This window comes from Priestia megaterium (genome assembly GCF_009497655.1).
Lineage (GTDB): Bacteria > Bacillota > Bacilli > Bacillales > Bacillaceae_H > Priestia > Priestia zanthoxyli.
The window spans coordinates 636,582-658,642 of record NZ_CP023317.1; the positions used below are offsets into that span (position 1 = coordinate 636,582).

At 39.1% G+C, this 22,061-nt stretch carries 22 protein-coding genes; 14 read left to right on the top strand and 8 right to left on the bottom strand.

Annotation, left to right across the window (positions count from 1 at the left end; translation table 11 throughout):
• Positions 1-40: 40 nt before the first annotated feature.
• Together CEQ83_RS03365 and CEQ83_RS03370 are read right to left on the bottom strand one after the other, a co-directional pair.
• Positions 41-904, bottom strand: coding sequence for an SDR family oxidoreductase (locus CEQ83_RS03365; RefSeq protein ID WP_014461619.1), 864 nt, complete (start codon positions 902-904; stop codon positions 41-43).
• Between the two features lie 138 nt (positions 905-1,042).
• Positions 1,043-1,534 carry a YajQ family cyclic di-GMP-binding protein gene (locus CEQ83_RS03370; RefSeq protein ID WP_014461618.1) on the bottom strand — a complete coding sequence of 164 codons (492 nt, stop codon included), beginning with the start codon at positions 1,532-1,534 and terminating at the stop codon, positions 1,043-1,045.
• Between the two features lie 255 nt (positions 1,535-1,789).
• Between CEQ83_RS03370 and CEQ83_RS03375 the strand changes: the two genes are divergently transcribed.
• On the top strand, positions 1,790-2,653 hold the full coding sequence (locus CEQ83_RS03375; RefSeq protein ID WP_028412394.1) for a CvfB family protein: 864 nt from the start codon (positions 1,790-1,792) through the stop codon (positions 2,651-2,653).
• Positions 2,654-2,687: 34 nt separating this feature from the next.
• On the opposite strand, the gene CEQ83_RS03380 is transcribed toward CEQ83_RS03375, so the two are convergent.
• Together CEQ83_RS03380 and CEQ83_RS03385 are read right to left on the bottom strand one after the other, a co-directional pair.
• The gene (locus tag CEQ83_RS03380; protein ID WP_013055378.1) at positions 2,688-2,819 is read right to left on the bottom strand and encodes a DUF3941 domain-containing protein; all 132 of its coding nucleotides are present in this window, start codon (positions 2,817-2,819) and stop codon (positions 2,688-2,690) included.
• Between the two features lie 52 nt (positions 2,820-2,871).
• Positions 2,872-3,732, bottom strand: coding sequence for a DegV family protein (locus CEQ83_RS03385; protein WP_028412393.1), 861 nt, complete (start codon positions 3,730-3,732; stop codon positions 2,872-2,874).
• Between the two features lie 255 nt (positions 3,733-3,987).
• Between CEQ83_RS03385 and CEQ83_RS03390 the strand changes: the two genes are divergently transcribed.
• On the top strand, positions 3,988-4,827 hold the full coding sequence (locus tag CEQ83_RS03390; RefSeq protein WP_025749916.1) for a YitT family protein: 840 nt from the start codon (positions 3,988-3,990) through the stop codon (positions 4,825-4,827).
• Between the two features lie 37 nt (positions 4,828-4,864).
• Here the strand turns inward: CEQ83_RS03390 and CEQ83_RS03395 are convergent, their stop codons facing one another.
• From CEQ83_RS03395 to CEQ83_RS03400, 3 genes are all read right to left on the bottom strand, one after another.
• On the bottom strand, positions 4,865-5,626 hold the full coding sequence (locus tag CEQ83_RS03395; protein WP_028412392.1) for a DUF3813 family protein: 762 nt from the start codon (positions 5,624-5,626) through the stop codon (positions 4,865-4,867).
• Between the two features lie 3 nt (positions 5,627-5,629).
• Positions 5,630-5,779, bottom strand: coding sequence for a hypothetical protein (locus CEQ83_RS26910; protein ID WP_162200718.1), 150 nt, complete (start codon positions 5,777-5,779; stop codon positions 5,630-5,632).
• A 121-nt stretch (positions 5,780-5,900) separates the two neighbouring features.
• Positions 5,901-6,713, bottom strand: coding sequence for a Cof-type HAD-IIB family hydrolase (locus CEQ83_RS03400; RefSeq protein ID WP_028412391.1), 813 nt, complete (start codon positions 6,711-6,713; stop codon positions 5,901-5,903).
• 235 nt (positions 6,714-6,948) lie between these two features.
• Here CEQ83_RS03400 and CEQ83_RS03405 point away from each other — a divergent pair, with 235 nt between their 5' ends.
• Positions 6,949-7,257 carry a metal-sulfur cluster assembly factor gene (locus CEQ83_RS03405; protein WP_013055384.1) on the top strand — a complete coding sequence of 103 codons (309 nt, stop codon included), beginning with the start codon at positions 6,949-6,951 and terminating at the stop codon, positions 7,255-7,257.
• 31 nt (positions 7,258-7,288) lie between these two features.
• Here CEQ83_RS03405 and CEQ83_RS03410 read toward each other — a convergent pair whose 3' ends face one another.
• A complete protein-coding gene (locus CEQ83_RS03410; protein WP_028412390.1) occupies positions 7,289-7,987 on the bottom strand; it encodes a Crp/Fnr family transcriptional regulator in 699 nt (232 codons plus the stop codon).
• Between the two features lie 352 nt (positions 7,988-8,339).
• Between CEQ83_RS03410 and argC the strand changes: the two genes are divergently transcribed.
• The 11 genes from argC to CEQ83_RS03465 all read left to right on the top strand — a co-directional run bounded on the left by argC (position 8,340) and on the right by CEQ83_RS03465 (position 22,034).
• Entirely contained in the window at positions 8,340-9,383 is a 1,044-nt protein-coding gene (gene argC, locus CEQ83_RS03415; protein ID WP_098113544.1) for an N-acetyl-gamma-glutamyl-phosphate reductase, read from the top strand.
• A gap of 45 nt (positions 9,384-9,428) precedes the next feature.
• On the top strand, positions 9,429-10,664 hold the full coding sequence (gene argJ, locus CEQ83_RS03420; protein WP_033578034.1) for a bifunctional ornithine acetyltransferase/N-acetylglutamate synthase: 1,236 nt from the start codon (positions 9,429-9,431) through the stop codon (positions 10,662-10,664).
• A gap of 12 nt (positions 10,665-10,676) precedes the next feature.
• A complete protein-coding gene (gene argB, locus CEQ83_RS03425) occupies positions 10,677-11,501 on the top strand; it encodes an acetylglutamate kinase (RefSeq protein ID WP_033578035.1) in 825 nt (274 codons plus the stop codon).
• Positions 11,467-12,621, top strand: a complete 1,155-nt coding sequence (locus tag CEQ83_RS03430) for an acetylornithine transaminase (RefSeq protein WP_028412386.1) — start codon at positions 11,467-11,469, stop codon at positions 12,619-12,621. Before argB ends, CEQ83_RS03430 begins: the two co-directional genes overlap by 35 nt.
• A gap of 70 nt (positions 12,622-12,691) precedes the next feature.
• Positions 12,692-13,765 (top strand): carbamoyl phosphate synthase small subunit, encoded by a 1,074-nt coding sequence (locus CEQ83_RS03435; RefSeq protein WP_028412385.1) that lies wholly within the window; start codon positions 12,692-12,694, stop codon positions 13,763-13,765.
• Entirely contained in the window at positions 13,758-16,868 is a 3,111-nt protein-coding gene (locus CEQ83_RS03440; RefSeq protein WP_098113543.1) for a carbamoyl-phosphate synthase (glutamine-hydrolyzing) large subunit, read from the top strand. Before CEQ83_RS03435 ends, CEQ83_RS03440 begins: the two co-directional genes overlap by 8 nt.
• Complete coding sequence (gene argF / locus CEQ83_RS03445; RefSeq protein WP_028412383.1) at positions 16,865-17,815, top strand: ornithine carbamoyltransferase; 951 nt, start codon at positions 16,865-16,867, stop codon at positions 17,813-17,815. The genes CEQ83_RS03440 and argF overlap by 4 nt, the downstream gene beginning before the upstream one ends.
• Before the next feature lie 102 nt (positions 17,816-17,917).
• Positions 17,918-18,562: an SDR family oxidoreductase gene (locus tag CEQ83_RS03450; protein ID WP_028412382.1), complete on the top strand. Its 645-nt coding sequence runs from the start codon at positions 17,918-17,920 to the stop codon at positions 18,560-18,562.
• 133 nt (positions 18,563-18,695) lie between these two features.
• On the top strand, positions 18,696-18,875 hold the full coding sequence (locus CEQ83_RS03455; protein WP_013055394.1) for a YjzC family protein: 180 nt from the start codon (positions 18,696-18,698) through the stop codon (positions 18,873-18,875).
• A 115-nt stretch (positions 18,876-18,990) separates the two neighbouring features.
• Positions 18,991-21,594: an ATP-dependent chaperone ClpB gene (gene clpB / locus CEQ83_RS03460; RefSeq protein WP_098113542.1), complete on the top strand. Its 2,604-nt coding sequence runs from the start codon at positions 18,991-18,993 to the stop codon at positions 21,592-21,594.
• A 188-nt stretch (positions 21,595-21,782) separates the two neighbouring features.
• Positions 21,783-22,034 carry a hypothetical protein gene (locus tag CEQ83_RS03465; protein ID WP_014461601.1) on the top strand — a complete coding sequence of 84 codons (252 nt, stop codon included), beginning with the start codon at positions 21,783-21,785 and terminating at the stop codon, positions 22,032-22,034.
• Positions 22,035-22,061 lie beyond the last annotated feature (27 nt).

Here is a 22,061-nt window from a genome sequence, read left to right on the forward strand (position 1 = left end):
TGTTTCCATAGAAAAATAAATGAATGACCGAAGAGAAATGTTATCCGTTTACAATGGATCCTCCATTAATGTGAAGGACTTGCCCGGACATATAAGAAGAATCAGAGCTTGCCAAATATACATAGGCCGCTCCGAGCTCAGAAGGCTGTCCTGCTCGTTTCATAGGTGTGTTAGACCCAAATGTTGCAACTTGCTGTTCGTCGAACGTAGACGGAATAAGAGGTGTCCAGATGGGTCCTGGAGCTACGCCGTTTACACGAATGCCTTTTGTTGCGAGCGAAGCTGACAAAGAACGTGTGAAAGCCACGATAGCACCCTTGGTTGAAGAGTAGTCAATCAGCTGGTCATGCCCATGATAGGCTGTCACAGACGTTGTATTAATAATAGCGCTTCCTTGTTTTAAATGAGGCAATGCAGCTTTGGTCAAATGGAAAATTGAAAAAATATTCGTTTGAAACGTACGGGTAAGCTGTTCAGTCGTGATATCCGTAATACTTTTTTGAGGGTGCTGTTCAGCTGCATTATTGACTAAGATGTCTATTTTTCCGAAAGTCTGAATGGCCTTTGAGATGACTTCTTGACAAAAATGTTCATCTCCTATGTCACCAGCAAGCAACAAACAAGAAGCTCCCATTCGTTCAACTTGTTTTTTAGTTTCATTTGCATCATCGTGTTCATTAAGATAGGTTACAACAACGTTTGCACCTTCTTTCGCATAATGGTAAGCGACAGAACGCCCAATTCCGCTGTCTCCTCCTGTGATAACGGCTACTTTGTTCTGTAATTTTCCGCTTGCCTTATAGTCTGGAGCGATAGAGGTAGGGATTGGATGCATATCTTTCTCAATACCTGGCTGAGTTTGCTGATGCTGAGGAGGGAAGTTTTGTTTTTGATTTTGATTCATTAGTATACACTCCTTAATTAATATGAGTATGTAAGCGTATACTAGTATTTGTTAAGAGAGTGTATCTATGCATAGGGATAAGCCTAAACGGATAAAAAAGGCTTTGAAAGAAAAAATGAATGCCAGGGGCATCCATTTTTAGCGGTAATTAATAAATTGTACGTCAATAGGTAAATCAGCGCTGCGAATAGCTGAAATAATTTGCTGCAGGTCATCACGATTTTTACCGCTTACGCGAAGCTGATCATCTTGAATTTGGCTTTTTACTTTTAAACCGGTATTTTTAATAATTGTATTTAGCTTTTTAGCGTTGTCTTTGTCGATACCTTGAATTAACTTAGCGCGCTGTCTAACCGTTCCTCCAGAAGCATTTTCAATTTTACCGTAGGAGATATTGCGTGTAGGTACGCCGCGTTTGATGAGCTTAGAAATCAGCACGTCTTTTAACTGTTCAAGCTTAAATTCATCATCAGAAATAAGAACAAGCTCTTCGTTTTCAAGCGAGATTTCGCTTTTACTGCCTTTAAAATCGTAGCGGGTTTTAATTTCTTTTGTTGCCATGGTAATGCCGTTTGTTACCTCTGATAAATCAACTTGTGACACAACGTCAAATGAACTATCTTTAGCCATAATAACCTCCATATGTAAAGAGTTTGTTCTTTTATTATAAATAAAACACAAACTGTATACAACTGATATTGAATAGAGAGCCGGTAATTGATACAATACAAGTTATGCTTTTTGTTGTAAGCTATAGAAGCAGCTTTTTAACAAAACGTATGCATTTAAGTTAATTTGAACTTTAGAATGCTGTTTGATGCAAAGTGAGAAGGTATGTGGTGAAGGAACAATCACTACTAATTTATATAAAGGATGGATAGAACGATGAATGTAGAAGCTGGGATGAAAGCGTATTTAACAGTAAACCGGGAAACGCCGATTGGTTATATGTTAGCAGAAGGCGAAGAAGAAATTTTGCTACATAAAAATGAAACAACAAGAGAGCTTGCTGAAGGGGAAGAAGTAGAAGTTTTTCTATACCTTGATCAGCATGATCGCTTAACGGCAACGATGCACTTACCCCTTGTTGAAGAAGGTGTCTATGAGTGGGTTGAAGTCGTAGATGTTAATCCGGGTTTAGGCGTGTTTGTAAATATCGGCATGAATAAAGATATGTTAATTGGTTCAACAGACTTACCTGCGCTAGAAGAGCTGTGGCCAGAAGTTGGAAACAAAGTTTACTGTACGATGAAGATTTCAAAGCGCGGTAAGATGTACGGGAAAATTGCTACAGACGATGTGATGAAAGCAATGGCTTTAGATGCTCCACCTGAACTTTTTAATCGTGAAGTGAGCGGATATATCTATCGCGTCCTGCGCGTAGGTTCATTTATTATGACAGATGAAGGATATGTTGGATTTATTCACGAAAGCGAAAGACGTAAAGAACCGAAGCTTGGTACGCATGTAACTGGCCGCGTCATTAATGTAAAAGAAGATGGAACGCTAAACGTATCGCTTCTTCCGCGCAAACAAGAAAGCATGGATGAAGATGCACAAGTACTATACGATTACATGGAAAGCCGCGGTGGCGTTATGCCATTTTGGGATAAAAGCTATCCAGAAGATATTCGTGAGCGCTTTAATATGAGTAAAGCTGCGTTCAAACGTGCGCTTGGTAAACTGATGAAAGAAGGAAAAGTTTATCAAGAAGAAGGATGGACATATTTTAAAAAAGAAGAAAACTAAAAGGAGAAGCCGCTGAAAATTCAGCGGCTTCTTTTTATAAGTGATCAGTTTTTTTAGAAAATGAATGTTTTCCAAGCTCACGGTTGTGCTTAGCTTGCAGATTCTTTTCGTGAAGCTTTGCGTTATTATCTTTTGCTTTTTTATCGTTATCGCTCGTTTTTGGCATTGTGATACACCCCTTTTTGATCGTACCTTTAGAATGCCCTGACCTCTTTAAATTATTCGATGGTTTCGTTCAAAAAGAAGACTGCAATCGTCCCTGGGCCAGAATGAGAACCTATGGCTGCACCAATAATATTAATAATAAAATGTTTGGTGCCAAAACGTTCTTGGATCATCTCTTTCAGCTGAAGAGCTGTTTCTAAATCATCTCCATGGCTAATTCCAATGGTTTGAGAAGAGAGATTTTTTCCTCGCTCTTCCATCACGTCAAGCATGCGTTTAAATACTTTTTTACGGCCGCGGATTTTTTCGATTGGAATCAATTTTCCATCTTCCACATGAAGCAGCGGCTTAATATTAAGCAGACCTCCTACAAAAGCAGAAGCTTTGCTCACGCGGCCTCCTTGAGCAAGAAAATCCAAGTCATCAACCGTAAAAATATGCTCCATATGCAGAGCGTATTGCTTTATTTTTTCTGTCATTTCTACTAGCGAGAGGTTTTGGTGTAATAATTGTGCTGCATAATAAGTAACTACTCCCTGGCCAAGAGATGCACATTTCGTATCGATTATTTCTAATTGGAAATCGGGATACTTTTCTAGGAGTTCTTCTCGAATCATCATTGCTGTTTGATATGTACCGGACAATTCCGAAGAAAAAGCTAAATAAATGCACGAATCACCTGATTTAGCTATGTTCTCAAAGACTTCATACATAGTAGTTGGAGCCGCTTGAGACGTTTTCGGCATCTTGCCTTTACGGATGGCTTCGTAGACAGAAGCTGGTTCAATCGTTTGTAGATCTAAAAATTCTTGATTATCCAAGCTTACGCGAAGCGGTAAAAAGCCAACGTTATTTTCTTGAAAAAAGGATAAAGGCAAATCGCTTGCACTATCGGTTAAAAGTTTAATTGACATAAATGTCACCTTCCTAATTGCATTTATAAAATATGAAATGAGTTTGATGTATAAACATTGAAAAGCGTTATATACGACATAGTATTAGTGTATAAGCACTTGGAGGAAAATACAATTTTTGAATAAGTTTTTTTAATTCTGCCAAATCGTACATACTATATGTACTAACTATTTTAAAGATGCTGACTTTATTCATTTTATAAATGGGTATAAGGAAGTAAGAAGTTTTAAAAAGCGGAGGTCGGTCATTTGAATATGTGGCTTGAAACAAAAAAAGCGATAGTCGTCTTAGTAGGAGCATTATTGAATGCGCTTGCGCTCAACTTGTTTTTGATACCTGCTAATGTATATTCGAGCGGCTTTACGGGAGTAGCACAGCTTGTTTCGAGTATCGTGACAGATTACACTCCTTTTACTATTTCCACTGGAGTGCTGCTGTTGTTGTTAAATATTCCTGTAACTATTTTAGGGTGGAAAAAAGTGGGGAAGTCATTTACTGTTTACAGTTTTATCAGCGTTGCTGCAACAACTTTGTTTCTTGGAATTATTCCTATTCAAGCACTTTCTAAGGACATCATCCTTAATGCAGTTTTTGGAGGCGTTATTTTAGCGGTAGGGGTAGGAATTACGTTAAAATTTGGAGCTTCAACTGGTGGGCTCGATATCATTGCCCTGATTTTGTCCCGAGTAAAAGACCGACCAATTGGCACTTATATGTTCATATTAAATGCAATTATTATTGTGCTAGCAGGTCTTTTATATGGTGCTGAGAAGTCACTTTATACGCTTGTGACGCTTTATACGACCACTCGCGTCATTGATGTTATTCATACGCGTCATGTCAAACTCACAGCAATGATCGTAACGAAAAAAGGAGTGGAGCTAAGAAAGGCGATTCATGCCAAACTCGTGCGAGGGATTACGGCGGTACCGGCTAAAGGAGGCTTCACAAACGAAGATAAAGAAATGCTAATGATTGTTTTAACTAGGTATGAATTATTTGACTTGGAACGAGTAATTAAAGAGGTGGATCCTAAGGCATTTACTAATATCGTTCAAACAACGGGAATCTTTGGTTTGTTTCGCAAAGATTAAAAAGAGTCCAGGTATTCATTACCTAGACTCTTTTTTATTAATGTGTGCCTTTTAAGTCATTAGAAAGTTCTTGAAGCTGAGCTTGTTCTTCAGGAGAAGCATTTTGCTGCGCATGAGACAGCATATCAGCTGCAATGTTTTCATCAGAAGCTGCAGACGTATGAGCCTGAGACGTTTGATGATTTTGACCAGCAGCTCCCAATGTATTCTGAAGCTGTTGAAGCTGAGCTTGTTCTTCAGGAGAAGCGCTTTGCTGTGCATGAGACAGCATATCAGCTGCCACGTTTTCACTAGACGTGTGAGCTTCACCGTGAGCGTGAGACTGACCGCCTTCTAAAGTGCTTTGAAGCTGTTCAAGCTGGCTCTTTTCTTCAGGAGAAGCATTTTGCTGTGCATGAGACAATATATCAGCTGCCACGCTTTCACTGGACGTGTGAGCTTCACCGTGAGCGTGAGACTGACCGCCTTCTAAAGTGCTTTGAAGCTGTTCAAGCTGTGCCTTCTCTTCGGAAGAAGCATTCTGAACGATATGAGACAGCGTATCGGACGTAATGTCTGCGCTTTTCTCTTTTGAATGTGATTCTCCATCTGTATCATACGCTTGATGCAATGAGTTTTGGAATTGCTTCAGCTGCTCTTGCTCCTCAGGAGAAGCGTTAGAAGCAATACTATTTAATACGCCTTCTGAAATATCAAGTTCACCGTTGCCATGCTTTTGACGATGAAGCTGATCTTCTGAATGGCCGGATACTGCGTTTCGAATCGCATCTTTTACTTGACCAAAAAGTGAATTTTTCATAAGTTACTGTCCTCCATGAGGAGTTTGGCGCTGGTGAGCTTGAAATGCTTCTGCCTCCGCCATAGTCATATGATAAGGAATTCGTTCATCATGTTTTTGAACTGCGTCTGCACCTTGTTTCACAAAACGTTTTGATCGATTGCCTCTGCCCATCATAAATTCCTCCTCGTAATATAAATAAAACCGACACCTTAAGAAGTGTCGGTTATAGTGTGTGCTAAATAAAAAAAATGATAGCGATAAAAATTTACCTTGCTTTTCAAAAAAAGCTAAGTTATAAATTTAACGTTTTTTCCAAATAATAAGCAATACCATCATTTTCATTAGATTTTGTTACTTCACGCGCTAGCTGCTTTAATTCGCTAATACCATTTTCCATGGCGATACCGTGTCCTGCAAATTTAATCATTTCAAAATCATTGTCTTCATCTCCAAACGCAATAATTCGTTCGCGAGGAATTTGATAATGATTAGCTACGCGCTCAAGACCTACAGCTTTATTAAGTCCTTTTTTTACAATTTCAACGACATGCCAAGGTGCTCCCCAGCGTCTATGTTCTAGTACTTCTGCATGAACATCTGAAAGGTGAGAGCGTATATCTTGTACATGTTCTTCATCTGCGTGAATTAAAATAGACGTTGGATCGTGCTGCAGCGTATGACGCAAATCACCCGTTTGTAATTTAGGATCCCCTAGGCTGAGTACATCCATTAATTTTCGATCTTCAAAATGAAGATACACATCATCTTGTACTTCTGCCATGATATTGTTGATGCGATAGTCTTGCATAGCTGTCACAATGTCATGAACAGTTCGGCGATTTAAAGGTTCGTGATGCGTGCCAAAATCAGGCTGAAGGGGATGATGGACAAGCGCTCCGTTAAAGTTTACGATAGGCGTGGATAAATCTAATTCGCTGTAATACATAGCACTGGAACGATAAGGTCTTCCAGTTGCAATCATTACAATATGTCCGTCTTGTTTGGCTTTTTCTAATACCCGTTTTGTTTTAGGTGAAATGGTTTTTTCATTCGTTAACAATGTTCCATCCAGATCTAAGGCGATTAAGTGTTGATCGTTTCTCATATAGGGCTCCTTTTAAATTGAAGTAGTTATACGATTATATTGAATTCTACTAATATTCATGCTTGTATTCCCATATTTTACACAACTTTTCCTTATGAGCAAAGCAGAACGATTGACATGCAAAAGTTGTCTTGTTACGGTGTAAGACATAGTTATTGATTGCTTACGATAAATTGTTTAAGGGTATATTTAATACGTGAAGATAATTACGGAAGTAAAAGAAAGGAGAATGAATATGGATAAACAGTTAGAAGATAAAATCATGGAATCACTAGAAGAAGTAATTGATCCAGAGCTTGGCGTTGATATCGTAAATTTAGGCTTAGTTTACGGGGTGGAAATGGAAGAAAACAACACGGTTATCGTGACGATGACGTTAACTTCTATTGGGTGCCCGCTAGCGGGTGTGATTGGCGAACAAGTGAAAAAACAATTAATTTCTCTTGAAGAAGTAGAAAATGTAGAAGTGAATATCACATTTAACCCGCCATGGGATAAAGATCGCATGACGCGCTACGCTAAAATTGCATTAGGTGTTCAATAAGAAAAAAAGCCATCAACGATGGCTTTTTTTCTTATTCAATTCTGCACAATTCCACAGGGCAGTCTTCACAGTCTATTTCTTTCTTTAAAAAAGAGAGCTTATGAATGATAATTTTTCCATCTGTCATTGAGATTACTTCATTTTTTCGCAACTCAGCGAGCATACGATTGACCACTTCTCGGGATGTCCCGCATAGATTAGCGATCTCTTGATTTGTCAACGTTACGTTTAATAAAATACCATTTGGCTTCATTATCCCAAAACTATTGGACATGCGAATCAGAGTAGAATAGAGAGCTCCTTTTTTTCCATTTAGAATTAAGTCTCTAAACTTTGTCTGCATTCGCTTAATTTGAAGTCCCATCCACTTCATGTACTCCATGGAAAGAGCAGGGTATTGTGCTAGTTCGTTTTCTAACACCCGTTTTTGAATGCTGATCGCTGTACAAGGTTCAATGGCTTTTGCTTGAAGCATATGGGGAGTAGATCCGCAAAACAGCATAACTTCCCCGATTAAGTCTCCTGAACTTGCCAGCTGAAGCGTCAGTTCGCGTCCTTCCGGCGTCACTTTACTTACTTGTACAGCTCCAGAAGTAATAAAAAATAAATGAGTTGAAGGTGAACCTTCTTGAAAGAGAAAGTCACCTTTTTTAAACGAAATTTTATGATCAAAGTCCATAAAAAATTGCTGCAGCTCATTTGAAAAAGAATCCGTTGTGATGTTCATCATGTTATCACCTTTTACTCAAAATTTTTGCGACTGTTACTTATTAATCTATTAAGTTAGAACAGTCTGTATATCCTGTACGTCCACTAGCCGTATGAAGAAATGTCATACGGATGATTTTTATCGATACTCTTATTATACACAAAAACAACCAGTGTTTTCCAAAACTATCTGTGAACAATTTCTAAACAAAAATAGAAAGATAGTTATAAAAATAAAAACTTATGAATAAATAAAAATGTTTAAAAATATAGAATAAAGTGTTGGTTTTTTTAAATATTCATTTGATTTTATTTTTATACGGTATTATAATGATAAATAATTCAAATAGATACGTGGAAAAAGGAGTTTTAAAATGAAAGAATACAAGGTAGGAATTGTTGGAGCAACAGGGTATGGAGGAGTAGAACTGATTCGTTTGTTAGCGAATCACCCGCATTTTCATGTTTATGCAGTTTATTCATCCTCTCAGGATGGGATGGAACTAGCAGAAGTTTATCCTCACCTTTCTAATACTGTATATACACTGCAAGATATAAACCCTAAGAACATGGCCAAAGAATTAGACTTAGTGTTTACAGCAACTCCGTCCGGTGTTTCTAGCAAACTTGTACCTCAATTAATAGAAGAAGGAATAAAAGTGGTAGATTTATCTGGAGATTTTAGATTAAAAACAGAAGCTCTTTATGAAAAGTGGTACAAAAAGCCTGCTGCAGCCGAAGCGTTTTTACAACAGTCCGTGTATGGGTTAGCGGAATGGTTTGCAGAAGAAGTTGAAAGCAGTACGTTCGTTGCGAACCCGGGTTGTTATCCAACAGCTACACTGCTTGGGCTAGCTCCTCTCGTTAGTAAACAAATGGTGAACTCAAACTCTATTATCATTGATGCAAAGTCCGGAATTTCAGGAGCAGGACGTGGTCTTTCGCAAATGGCTCATTATGCTGAAATCAATGAAAATATGAAAATATACAAAGTTAATCAGCATCAGCATATCCCAGAAATTGAATCTGTTTTAGAAAAGTGGGATGAGGAAATTGGCCATGTTACGTTCAGTACGCACTTAGTTCCAATGACGCGAGGGATTATGAGTACGATATACGCTGAACTTTCTGAAGAGAGCTCAGTACAAGAGCTTCATCAGCTATATGTAGATACATATCAAAACTCCCCATTCGTTCGCGTTCGAAAAGCTGGTGAATTTCCGTCTACTAAAGAAGTAAGTGCATCAAATTATTGCGATATTGGTATTGCATTTGACGAACGAACAAAGCGTGTCACGATTGTTTCTGTCATTGATAACTTAGTTAAAGGGGCAGCCGGTCAGGCCATTCAAAATGCCAATATCATGATGGGATTTGAACAGCAAACGGGTATTGGACTACTGCCTGTCTTCCCATAAAAGCACAGCATCACTAATCACGATAAAAGCAGGAGGGAACGTATAGTGATTACAGTTAAACAAACGAAAGAAAAGATAAAGAAAATAGAGAACGGTACAATTGTAACGCCGCTAGGTTTTTCAGCAGATGGCGTTCACGCTGGTTTACGTTATGCTAAAAAAGATTTAGGAGTTATTGTAAGTGATGTGCCAGCTAATTGCGCAGCTGTTTACACGCTTAATGCCTTCCAAGCAGCGCCTTTAGCTGTTACAAAAGAAAGTGTAGCAGTAGAGCAGAAGCTGCAAGCGATCGTTGTGAACAGCGCATGTGCAAATGCATGTACTGGAGAACAAGGATTAAAAGATGCATACCAAATGCGAAATACATGTGCAGAAAAGCTTAATATTCTACCTCATCATGTAGCGGTAGCTTCTACAGGGGTAATTGGAGAGCTTCTAGATATGGAAAAAATCGTGAAGGGCATTGGGTTATTAAGTCCTTCGTCGAACAAAGAAAAAGCAGAAGAATTTCAAACGGCTATTTTAACAACAGATACCGTAATGAAGTCAGCTTGCTATCAAACAGCCATTGACGGCAAAACGGTTACGATTGGCGGCACAGCGAAAGGATCAGGTATGATTCACCCGAATATGGCTACGATGCTTAGCTTTATCACAACGGATGCTAAGGTTGAAGCTTCAGTACTACAAGATGCGCTGGGTTCTATTACAAATAAAAGCTTTAATCAAATTACAGTAGATGGTGATACGTCTACGAATGATATGGTTGTTGTTTTAGCAAATGGAAAAGCTGATCACCAGTCGCTTACACCAGATCATCCTGAATGGACGTCATTTTATGAAGCACTGCGCTTGACGTGTGAAGATTTAGCCAAACAAATTGCACGCGACGGTGAAGGAGCAACAAAACTAATTGAAGTAAACGTATCTGGTGCTCATACAAACGAAGAGGCAAATGTGATTGCTAAACAAATTGTAGGCTCGAACTTAGTGAAAACGGCCATGTATGGAGCCGATGCCAATTGGGGACGAATTATTTGTTCAGTTGGCTACAGCGGCGTAGCGCTTAATCCAGAAGCAGTGAACGTTTCGTTAGGTGATATCCAAATGCTAAAAAACAGCCAGCCTGTTTCATTTAGTGAAGAAGAAGCAAAAGCTTATTTAGAAAATGATACGGTTGAAGTCTATGTTGACTTGCAGCAGGGAAATGGAATTGGCAAGGCGTGGGGCTGCGATTTGACTTACGATTATGTGAAAATCAACGCCAGTTATCGAACGTAAGGAGAGAGTGAAATGAGCAGTGAAAAAATCGTCGTTGTAAAATGCGGAGGCAGCATTATCAATCAGTTAACAAGCGCTTTTTTTGAAAGTATTCAGCAGTTAAAAGCGAGTGGATATCAGATCATTGTTGTGCACGGAGGCGGGCCTGATATTCAAGATACGCTTACCAAGCTTCACATTGAAACGGAATTTGTAGATGGGCTTCGAAAAACGTCCAAAGAAGCATTAGAAGTTGTGACGATGGTATTAGCAGGCAAAGTTAATAAGCATCTTGTAAAAGAACTACAAAAAGCGAACTTAAAAGCAGTAGGACTATCAGGAATTGATGGATCTTTGCTTAAAGCAGAGGCTATCGATGTTGAACGTCTAGGTTACGTTGGAGAAGTAAAAGGCGTAAACGATACATTATTAAAACAACTAACTGACAGTCAGTACATTCCGGTTATTTCTTCCATTGGAGCCGATGAAGAAGGTAATAGCTATAATATTAATGCTGACGTGGCAGCCGGAGCCGTTGCACAAGCAGTAAATGCTGAAAAGCTGATGTTTGTGACGGATGTAAAAGGTGTATTAAAGGATGGAGCATTGCTTCCTGAACTTACAAAGTCAGAGATTGATGCACTTATTGAAGAAAAAGTAATTTACGGCGGAATGATTCCAAAAGTGACATCAGCGGTAAATGCGTTATCTCCTTTACTTGAAGAAGTTCATATTATTAGCGGAACTGATGGATTTTTAGATAAGGAAGGAAAGCTGATTGGTACAGCAATTAAATATAGTGGAAAAGGTGGAGAAGATAGCGATGAGTTCATTGTTTCCAACATATCAACGGTTTGATATCCATGTGGAAGAGGCGCAAGGAACAAAATTAATAGATAACAAAGGAAATGAGTATTTAGATTTTATTTCAGGTATCGCTGTCTGTAACGTAGGCCATCGTCATCCTGATGTTCAAAAAGCGATCGAAGAGCAGTTAAATAAAGTGTGGCACGTGTCAAATTTATTTCATCAATCGATTCAAGAAGATGTAGCAGGTAAGCTTGTGGAACATTCAAACGGTGATGCAGTATTCTTCTGTAACAGCGGTGCAGAAGCCAACGAAGCGGCGATTAAATTAGCGCGCAAGTACACGCAAAAACATAAAATCATTACCTTTACAAAATCATTTCATGGACGTACATTTGCTACCATGACAGCTACAGGGCAGGCAAAAATTCATGATGGCTTCGGTCCTCTTGTTAATGAGTTTGTTTACGTGCCATACAATGATGAAGAAGCATTAAAACAGGAAATGGACGACAGCGTAGCAGCAATTATGGTTGAAGTCATTCAAGGAGAAGGCGGAGTTGTTCCAGGAACCGAAGCATTTTTATTAACTATTCAAGAGCTGTGTAAAAAGCACGAAGCACTGTTTATAGTCGATGAAGTGCAAACTGGAATCGGCAGAACAGGAAAACCATTTGCCTATCAGCATTTTAATGTGTCACCAGATATTATTACAGCAGCTAAAGGGTTAGGAAGCGGAATGCCGGTTGGTGCGATGATTGGAAAAGGCTATCTCAAAGAAGCGTTTGGACCTGGTACTCACGGAACAACCTTTGGAGGAAATCCAATTGCATTAGCTTCAGCTAAAGCAACTTTAAACATTATTTTTAACGAAGCATTTTTAGCAGAGGTTGCAGAAAAAAGCCTTTATTTTACCAACGCTTTGAAAAATAGCGTAGCAGATTATTCATTTGTAAAAGATGTTCGCGGAAAAGGTTTTATGATTGGAATTGAATGCGGAGAACATCAGTCGGCATTGCTTGCAGCAATGCGTGAAAAAGGATTGCTAGCACTGGGAGCAGGACCGCATGTAGTACGATTGCTGCCGCCTTTAACTGTAACAAAAGAAGAGTTAGACCAAGCGATTCATATCATTGAAGAAGCATTTAGCCAAACAAAAATTACTTCATAATACAAATTTTTTTGAATATGTTTGTATAAAAATTCTGTTTTATAAATAATTATTCGAAGAGGGATGCACAATGAACGGATATTTACACTTAGCAAACGGCGATTCGTTCGCCGGACACATTGAACATACAGCAACGCACCAGGCAGAAGGAGAAATTGTTTTCTTTACTGGAATGACTGGTTATCAAGAAGTTGTGACTGATCCATCTTACAAAGATCAAATTATCGTCTTTACGTACCCTTTGATTGGGAACTATGGTATCAATGAGAAAGATTATGAAAGCAAAAAGCCTCACGTAGCAGGCGTTGTCGTATACGAATGTTCAGATGAAGGGTTCCATTACGAAGCGATGTACAGCTTCAAACAATATTTAAAGAAATGGAACATTCCGCTTATTACACATGTGGATACGAGAGCGGTCGTAAAACGAATTCGAAAAGAAGGTACGATGCAATCTGCCTTTTCGGCATCTGCTGAGCCGCCAGCATTTACTGCTGAATGCGATGGATATGTAGTAAAAGAAGTGTCAACAAAAGAGCCTGTTACTTACGGAAACGGTGAAAAACACGTTGTATTAATGGACTTTGGCTATAAAAAATCAATTTTACAAGAGCTGCTAAATCGAGAGTGCAAAGTAACGGTTGTTCCTTATTCTACAAGCTCTTCAAAAGTAAAAGAGCTGCAGCCGGATGGCATTGTCTTATCAAACGGACCTGGAGATCCAACTCAAGTAAGCAGTCAGCTGGATGAATTAAAAGAAATTATTTCAGCGTATCCAACTTTGGGAATTTGCTTTGGACATCAGTTAATTGGGCTTGCTTTTGGGGCAGAAACCAAAAAGCTGGCGTTCGGTCACCGAGGAGCTAATCAGCCTGTAATTGATTTAACGACTAACAAAGTGTGTATGACGTCTCAAAACCATAGCTATGTCGTAGATGAACAGACGATTACGTCTACGCCATTAAGCGTTCGATTTAAAAATGTGAATGACGGATCGGTTGAAGGTTTAATGCATAAAGACCTTCCTGTTATTTCGGTTCAATATCATCCAGAAGCACATCCTGGACCAAGTGACAGCACGTATATCTTTGATGAATTTATGACGAAAGTACAGCAAGTAGGGAGCGGAAAAGTATATGCCTAAAGACCAAACATTAAAAAAGATTTTAGTAATCGGATCAGGACCAATCGTAATTGGGCAAGCAGCAGAATTTGATTATTCAGGAACTCAGGCATGCTTGTCATTAAAAGAAGAAGGTTATGAAGTTATCTTAATCAATAATAATCCAGCTACGATTATGACGGACACTCACGTAGCAGATCGAATCTATTTTGAACCATTAACAGTAGACTGCGTAGAGAAAATTATTGCAAAAGAAAAGCCGGATGGTTTGTTAGCTACATTAGGCGGACAGACGGGTTTAAACTTAGCCCTTGAGCTTCATGAACAAAATATTTTGCCAAAATACGATGTGAAACTTTTAGGAACACCGATTGAATCAATCAAAAAAGGTGAAAGCCGTGAAGAGTTCCGTGCATTAATGAATGAACTAAATGAACCGGTGCCGGAAAGTGAAGTTGTCACAAAAGTAGAAGAAGCATTAGCTTTTGCCGAGAAAATTGGTTTTCCTGTTATTGTACGTCCTGCTTATACGTTAGGCGGAACGGGCGGAGGAATTGCTCATTCTATGGAAGAACTTGAAAAACTTTCAGCGTCAGGTTTACGTGAAAGTGCTATTACTCAATGCTTAATTGAAAAAAGCATCGCTGGATTTAAAGAGGTTGAGTACGAGGTTATGCGTGACGAGAACAATACGTGCATTACAATTTGTAACATGGAAAATATTGATCCCGTGGGTGTTCATACTGGAGATTCGGTAGTTGTTGCTCCTTCTCAAACGTTAACCGACGTGGAATATCAAATGCTTCGTTCGGCTTCAGTTAAAATTATTTCATCGCTTGGCATTATTGGAGGTTGCAACATTCAGTTTGCGCTTGATCCAAAAAGCAAGCAGTACTATTTAATTGAAGTAAATCCGCGTGTGAGCCGTTCGTCTGCTCTTGCATCAAAAGCAACGGGCTATCCGATTGCTAAAATTGCTGCAAAACTATCAGTAGGCTACACGCTTCATGAGTTATTAAATCCTGTAACAGGAGACACATATGCAAGCTTCGAACCAGCTCTTGACTATGTAGTAGTGAAATTTCCAAGATGGCCGTTTGACAAGTTTTTCTACGCGGAGAGAACGCTTGGCACGCAAATGAAAGCAACTGGAGAAGTAATGGCTATTGACCGTAACTTTACACGTAGCTTCCAAAAGGCACTGTCTTCTTTAGAAATTGATTTACAAGGATTGGAAGTAGAAGAACTGCAAGAACTTTCAACGGATGAATTAAAAAGCAAGCTTGGCGAACAAAGCGATGAGCGTATTTTTGTTATCCTTGAGCTTTTACGTCGCGGTACAACGCCTGAGTATATCCATGAAGTAACGCAAATTGATTATTTCTATTTAACACACTTTACGCAGCTGATTAAAATGGAAGCCTCTTTGAAGGAAGTACGTTTTGATTCCATTACAGCTGAACACTTCAAGCAAGTGAAGGAGCATGGTTTTACAGATGCGTATCTAGCAAGCGTATGGAACGTGCCAGAGCTTGACGTAAGAGCGAAACGTAAAGCACTACATATTACGCCAAGCTACAAAATGGTAGATACATGTGCAGCGGAGTTCGAATCCTCTACGGCTTATTTCTACTCTAGTTATTATGGCGAGAGTGAGATTGAACCATCAACGAATAAAAAAGTTGCGATTATCGGTTCTGGACCGATTCGTATCGGCCAAGGAGTAGAATTTGACTACAGCTCTGTACACGGTGTGTTAGCTCTTGAAAAAGAAGGATACGAAACAATTTTAATTAACAACAATCCAGAAACGGTAAGTACGGATTTTGAAGTAGCAGACCGCTTATATTTTGAACCTGTAACAGTAGAAGATGTGCTAAACGTTCTTGATGCTGAAAATGTGACGGATGTAATTGTTCAATACGGAGGTCAAACGGCTATTTCGCTTGTTAAAGGGCTAGAAGAAGCTGGCGTCAATTTACTAGGGATTACAAATGATGTTATTGATGCACTTGAAGATCGCGACCTGTTTTATAAGCTCTTAGACGACTGTGATATTCCGCATATCCCAGGTGAAATGGCGAAAGATGAGCAAGAACTTGTACAAAAAGCAAAAGCTATGGGATTCCCATTACTTATTCGTCCTTCTTACGTCATTGGCGGAAAAGGAATGCTGACAATTCAAAATGAAACGGAGCTGCAGGCTTGTTTACCAGCTATTAAAGCGTCTCATTTCCCAATGCTTATTGATGCTTACTTCCCTGGAAAAGAAGCAGAAATTGATGTTGTAGCAGACGGAAAAGATGTGTTGATTCCGACAATCGTTGAACATATTGAAAAAGCCGGCGTTCATTCAGGAGACAGCTATGCGCTTTTACCAGCAAAAACAGTAGAAGCAGCACATAAAGAAAAAATGGTGAGCTACGCTCAAAAAATTGTAAACAAACTTCAATATAAAGGGATTATGAATATCCAATATGTTATTTACAACGATGAAGTCTACATGCTGGAAGTTAATCCGCGTGCCAGCCGTACAGTGCCTGTAGTAAGCAAAGTGTGCAACACGCCGCTTGTTTCGCTATCAACTCAAATATTGCTTGGGAAATCATTGTCGGAAATTAGCGAGAAGCTAGGTTTATTGCCGGATCCGGCTTATACAACTATTAAGTTTCCAGTGTTTTCGACAAGTAAATTATCAGGAGTTGATCCGCTTGTTGGACCAGAAATGAAGTCAACTGGTGAAGGAATTGCGATTTCTTCAACGATTGAAGAAGCAGCAAAAAAAGTATTCCATCAGTATGTGTTAAGTAAAAAAGGTGCTGCAGAAGTGTATATTAACGGAGAAGCACAGGGCCTTGAAGAACTTGCGCAAAGCGCGGGATTAACTCTTGTTAAAGATAAAGAAGTTAGTGAATGGGTAAAAACGAAAGAAGCTTTATTATATGTAAGTTTACAGCCTGAAGATAAAGAAAGCCGTATGTCAGCATTAAAACACGGTTTAATGGTTATGACGGAGGCAGAAACGGCTTCGCTATTTTTCCAATCGTTCCAAGTCGATGAATATCACGTTTCATCACTACAAGAATGGTTTCAAAAAACTAAAAAGGAAGTGACAGTATCATGAGTACAGTATCGGTAAATACGAATTTAAAGGGAAAAGATTTGCTTACGCTTAAAGATTTATCATCAGACGATATTATGTCACTTTTAGAAAGCGCCATTGAGCTGAAAGAAAAGCATAAAAATGGTGAAATCGTCACATCGTTAAAAGGAAAAACGCTGGGGCTCATTTTTGAAAAATCTTCAACAAGAACAAGAGTCTCATTTGAAGCGGGAATGATGCAGCTTGGAGGAAACGCCCTCTTTTTAAGCAGCCAGGATTTACAAATTGGACGCGGAGAAACGATTGCTGATACAGCACGCGTACTATCTGAATTCATCGATGCTATCATGATTCGTACGTTTGAACATAGCAAGATCGAAGAGCTTGCAGATTACGCATCCATTCCCGTTATTAATGGTTTGACAGATGATTATCATCCTTGTCAGGCTCTAGCTGATTTATTAACGATTTACGAGCACAAGAAATCATTTGATGGGCTAAAAGTAGCTTATGTTGGAGACGGAAATAATGTAGCGCATTCCTTAATGATTGCATGTGCAAAAATGGGAATAGATATTTCAATTGGATGCCCTGACGGATATGAGCCAAAAGACTTTGTAACAGCTTATGTTAATGAAGTAGCTGCTAAAACGGGTGCGAAGGTTACGATTACAAAAGATCCTGTAGAGGCTGTAAAAAATGCCGATGCTATTTATGCAGACGTGTGGACAAGTATGGGACAGGAAGAAGAAGCACAGCAGCGCTTGAAAATATTTGCTCCTTATCAAGTCAATGAAGAGCTAGCTGCCCATGCGAAGTCAGACTATTTATTTCTCCACTGCTTGCCTGCGCATCGTGAAGAAGAAGTGACAGCAAGCATTATTGACGGACCAAATTCGGTTGTTTTCCAGCAGGCTGGAAATCGTATGCATGTACAAAAGGCCTTGCTTCAAGCAATTTTAGGCTAAGAAAAAAACCTTTCTGAGAATATCAGAAAGGTTTTTTTGTTTAAAGGGAATTAATTGTGGGAACACCAGTTGTATACTAAACAGAACGAAAGGTGATTTATGATGAAAGTATTAGTTGTTGGAGCAAACGGAACAACGGGAAAACAAGTGGTAGAAAAAGTCGCAAACAGCAAGCAGCATGAAGCTTATGCGATGATTCGCGACGAAAAACAAGCAGACGCTTTAAAAAAGCTGGGCGCTAACGTTGTACTTGGTGACTTGGAGCAAGATGTTTCAGATGCTTTAAGAGGTATGGATGCTGTCATATTTGCAGCAGGTTCTGGAGGACATACGGGAGACGAAAAAACAATCGCTGTGGATCAAAACGGTGCTAAAAATATCATTGATGAAGCAAAAAATCAAGGTGTGAAGCGCTTTGTTATGTTAAGTTCAATGGGAACAGATGCACCTGAACAAGGACCAGAAGGCTTACAACTTTACCTGCGTGCTAAAGCGATAGCGGATGAATACTTAAAGCAGTCTAATCTGCAATATACAATTGTACGACCAGGAACTTTATCGAATGATTCAGCTACTGGAAAAATTGATATCAATAATGATATTGAAGATAAATCTCAGACGATTCCTCGAGCAGATGTAGCAACCGTGCTTGTAGAATGCCTAAACGAAGAAGCTACGATAGGAAAAACGTTTGAAATGTTAGCCGGAGAAACTGAAATTGAACAAGCTATTAAATTTACTCATTGATACAAAAGGGCAGATCTAAAGGTCTGCTCTTTTCTGTTCTGTTCCTAATATGAAAACATCTCCATTATGAAACGGAAATCTTAAGGGAATAGTATAGGAGAACATTTCATTTCAGGAATGAGGAGGCAGGACAATGGGACAAAATCGTCATTTCACACCGGGTCAAAAAGCTCCTAATAACGGAGTGTATATTGAAATTGGTGAAACAGGAAGCAACGTAAATAATCCTCAAAAGGTTAAATTAAAAGCAGGAGAGCGTTTTCCAGAGACGGCAAACGATGATCGCCACTGGACATACATGCGCAAGCCTTAAATAGTAAAAAAATAAAGAAGCCATTCTAAATTGAATGGCTTTACTTGTTTTCCCATTGCTGGGTATAATGAAATAAAGGTCAATAAAGGTCAAATGTATCGAAGGAGGATGTTCAATGGACATAAATAAAATGACCCAAAAATTGCAAGAAGGCGTGATGGAAGCGCAGTCCGAAGCTATTAAACGAAATCAGCAGGAAGTGGATATTGCTCATTTGCTTTATACGCTTATTCATCAGCAAGATGGTATTGCTCCTCGCATATTAGATCATTTACATATAGATCATCAATCTTTTCAGCAGCAGGTAAATCAACTGCTTGCGAAAAAACCTGCTGTTACAGGAAGTGGAGCTGAAGCAGGGAAAGTTTATATTACAAATAAACTCCAGCAGCTGTTTGTCAAAGCTCAAGAAGAAGCATCTCGTCTGCAAGATGATTATGTTTCAGTTGAGCACATCTTTTTAGCCTTAGCACAGGAACCGTCTTCTAGTGAATATGGCAAGTTATTTTCAAGTCACGGTATAACAAAAAAAGCTTTGCAAGATGTGCTTACTAGCCTTCGAGGAAATCAGCGAATTACAAGTCAAAATCCGGAAGTTACATATGAAGCGTTAGCTAAATATGGAAGAGACTTAGTGGCAGAAGTACGAGCAGGGAACATTGATCCAGTCATTGGACGAGACGGAGAAATTCGCCGCGTTATCCGCATTTTATCGCGAAAAACAAAAAACAATCCAGTTTTGATTGGAGAACCTGGCGTTGGTAAAACAGCGATTGTTGAAGGTCTAGCACAGCGAATTGTTCGTAGAGATGTGCCTGAAGGATTAAAAGATAAAACCATCTTCTCATTAGATATGGGAGCTTTAGTAGCAGGAGCGAAGTTCAGAGGCGAATTTGAAGAGCGTTTAAAAGCTGTTCTTCAAGAAGTTAAGAAAAGCAACGGTCAAATTCTTTTATTTATTGACGAACTTCATACAATCGTTGGAGCAGGTCGTACGGACGGAGCGATGGATGCAGGGAATATTTTAAAACCAATGCTTGCTAGAGGAGAACTTCACTGTATAGGAGCTACAACTCTTGATGAGTATCGTCAGTATATTGAAAAAGATCCAGCTCTTGAAAGACGCTTTCAACAGGTGCTGGTTGAAGAACCTTCAGTAGAAGATACAATCTCTATCTTACGTGGTTTAAAAGAACGATTTGAAATTCATCACGGTGTAAATATTCATGACCGGGCGATTGTTTCAGCAGCGGTTATGTCGGATCGTTATATCTCAGATCGCTTTTTACCTGATAAAGCAATTGATTTAATTGATGAAGCATGCGCAACTATTCGAACAGAAATTGATTCGATGCCATCAGAATTAGATGAAGTAACGCGACGTGTCATGCAGCTTGAAATTGAAGAAGCGGCATTAAGTAAAGAAACAGATCAAGCAAGCATCACAAGGTTAGAGGCAATTCGAAAAGAAGTCTCTGATTTAAAAGAACGTGCAGATACAATGAAGCTGCAGTGGGAAAAAGAAAAGCAGTCGATTCAAACGGTGCAAGATGTCCGGGAGCAGCTTGAAAAAGCGAAGCGAGACCTAGAAGAAGCTGAAGGGAAATATGATTTAAATAAAGCAGCCGAACTTCGCCACGGACGCATTCCAGCTCTTGAAAAAGAACTAAAACAGCTGGAAGAAACAGCTGCTGAAAAAGCACAAGAAAACCGTTTGTTAAGAGAAGAAGTAACGGAAGAAGAAATTGCTGAAATTGTAGGAAGATGGACGGGAATTCCGGTGTCGAAACTAGTTGAAGGAGAAAGAGAAAAGCTGTTGAAGCTTGAGTCAATTTTACAGCAGCGTGTGATTGGACAGGACGAAGCCGTATCCTTAGTTACAGATGCTGTGATTCGCGCAAGGGCAGGCATTAAAGACCCGAACCGCCCAATTGGATCATTTATTTTCCTAGGACCTACCGGAGTAGGAAAAACGGAGCTAGCCAAAACGTTGGCACATTCGTTATTTGACAGTGAAGAACAAATGGTTCGTATTGATATGTCTGAATACATGGAAAAGCATGCGGTCTCTAGGCTTATAGGAGCGCCTCCTGGCTATGTAGGGTATGAAGAAGGCGGACAGCTAACGGAAGCGGTGAGACGCAAGCCTTATTCAGTCGTTTTGTTAGATGAAATTGAAAAAGCTCATCCTGAAGTATTTAACGTGCTCCTTCAAATACTAGATGATGGAAGAGCAACAGATTCAAAAGGAAAAGTCATTGATTTTAAAAATACGGTCATTATTATGACGTCAAATATTGGTTCTCAATTTCTATTAGATGGTTTAACAAGTGAAGGCGAGATTACTGAAAAAGCCAGAGAGCAAGTGATGGCTCAATTAAGACAGCATTTTCGCCCAGAATTTTTAAATCGAGTAGACGACACGATTTTATTCAAACCGCTAACTGTTCATGAAGTAAAGGGAATTATTGATAAGCTATTGCTTCAGCTTGAAAAGCGTTTATCCGATCGTCATATTTCGTTAATGTTAACAGAAGAAGCAAAAAATCATATTGCGGCCTCCGGGTTTGATCCGGTATACGGAGCGCGCCCTTTAAAAAGGTTTATTCAAAAATATATTGAAACAAAAATTGCCAGAGAATTAATTGCAGGGCAAATTGAAGATTATAGTCAAGTGACAGTTGATGTAAAAGATGATGAGTTTGTTGTCAGCGTATAAGTTTTCTCAAAAGGCCATTCATGATAATTTGAATGGTCTTTTTTTGCTATTAAGAGCAGCATCCCTTTTAAAATAAATAAAAAAAATACGTGAGAGCTAAGCGTAAAAACTTATTCAGTTTTAGGTTGTAGAATATATCTAATTCATTTATGATAATACAAAATGGGCAAAGGAGCATGAATGAGCACATGAAGGACCGTATAGAGCTTATATATGACGAAGCATACGATTTTATAGATCAGGCATTAACTAAAATAAGAGCGCTGGATAAAAATGATCTTCAAGCTGAAAATGAAGAAGTGCAGGAAAAGGCAGAACGGACAGAGTTTGCACTTCAAGCTGCACGAGATATTTTAGAAAATATGATTATCCCGGGTAAAAAATTGACTTTTATTTACGAAAAAGGTTCTGTGGTAGTAGAAATTCCCGATAAAAAATAAAAACGACTTCCTTTTATGGAAGTCGTT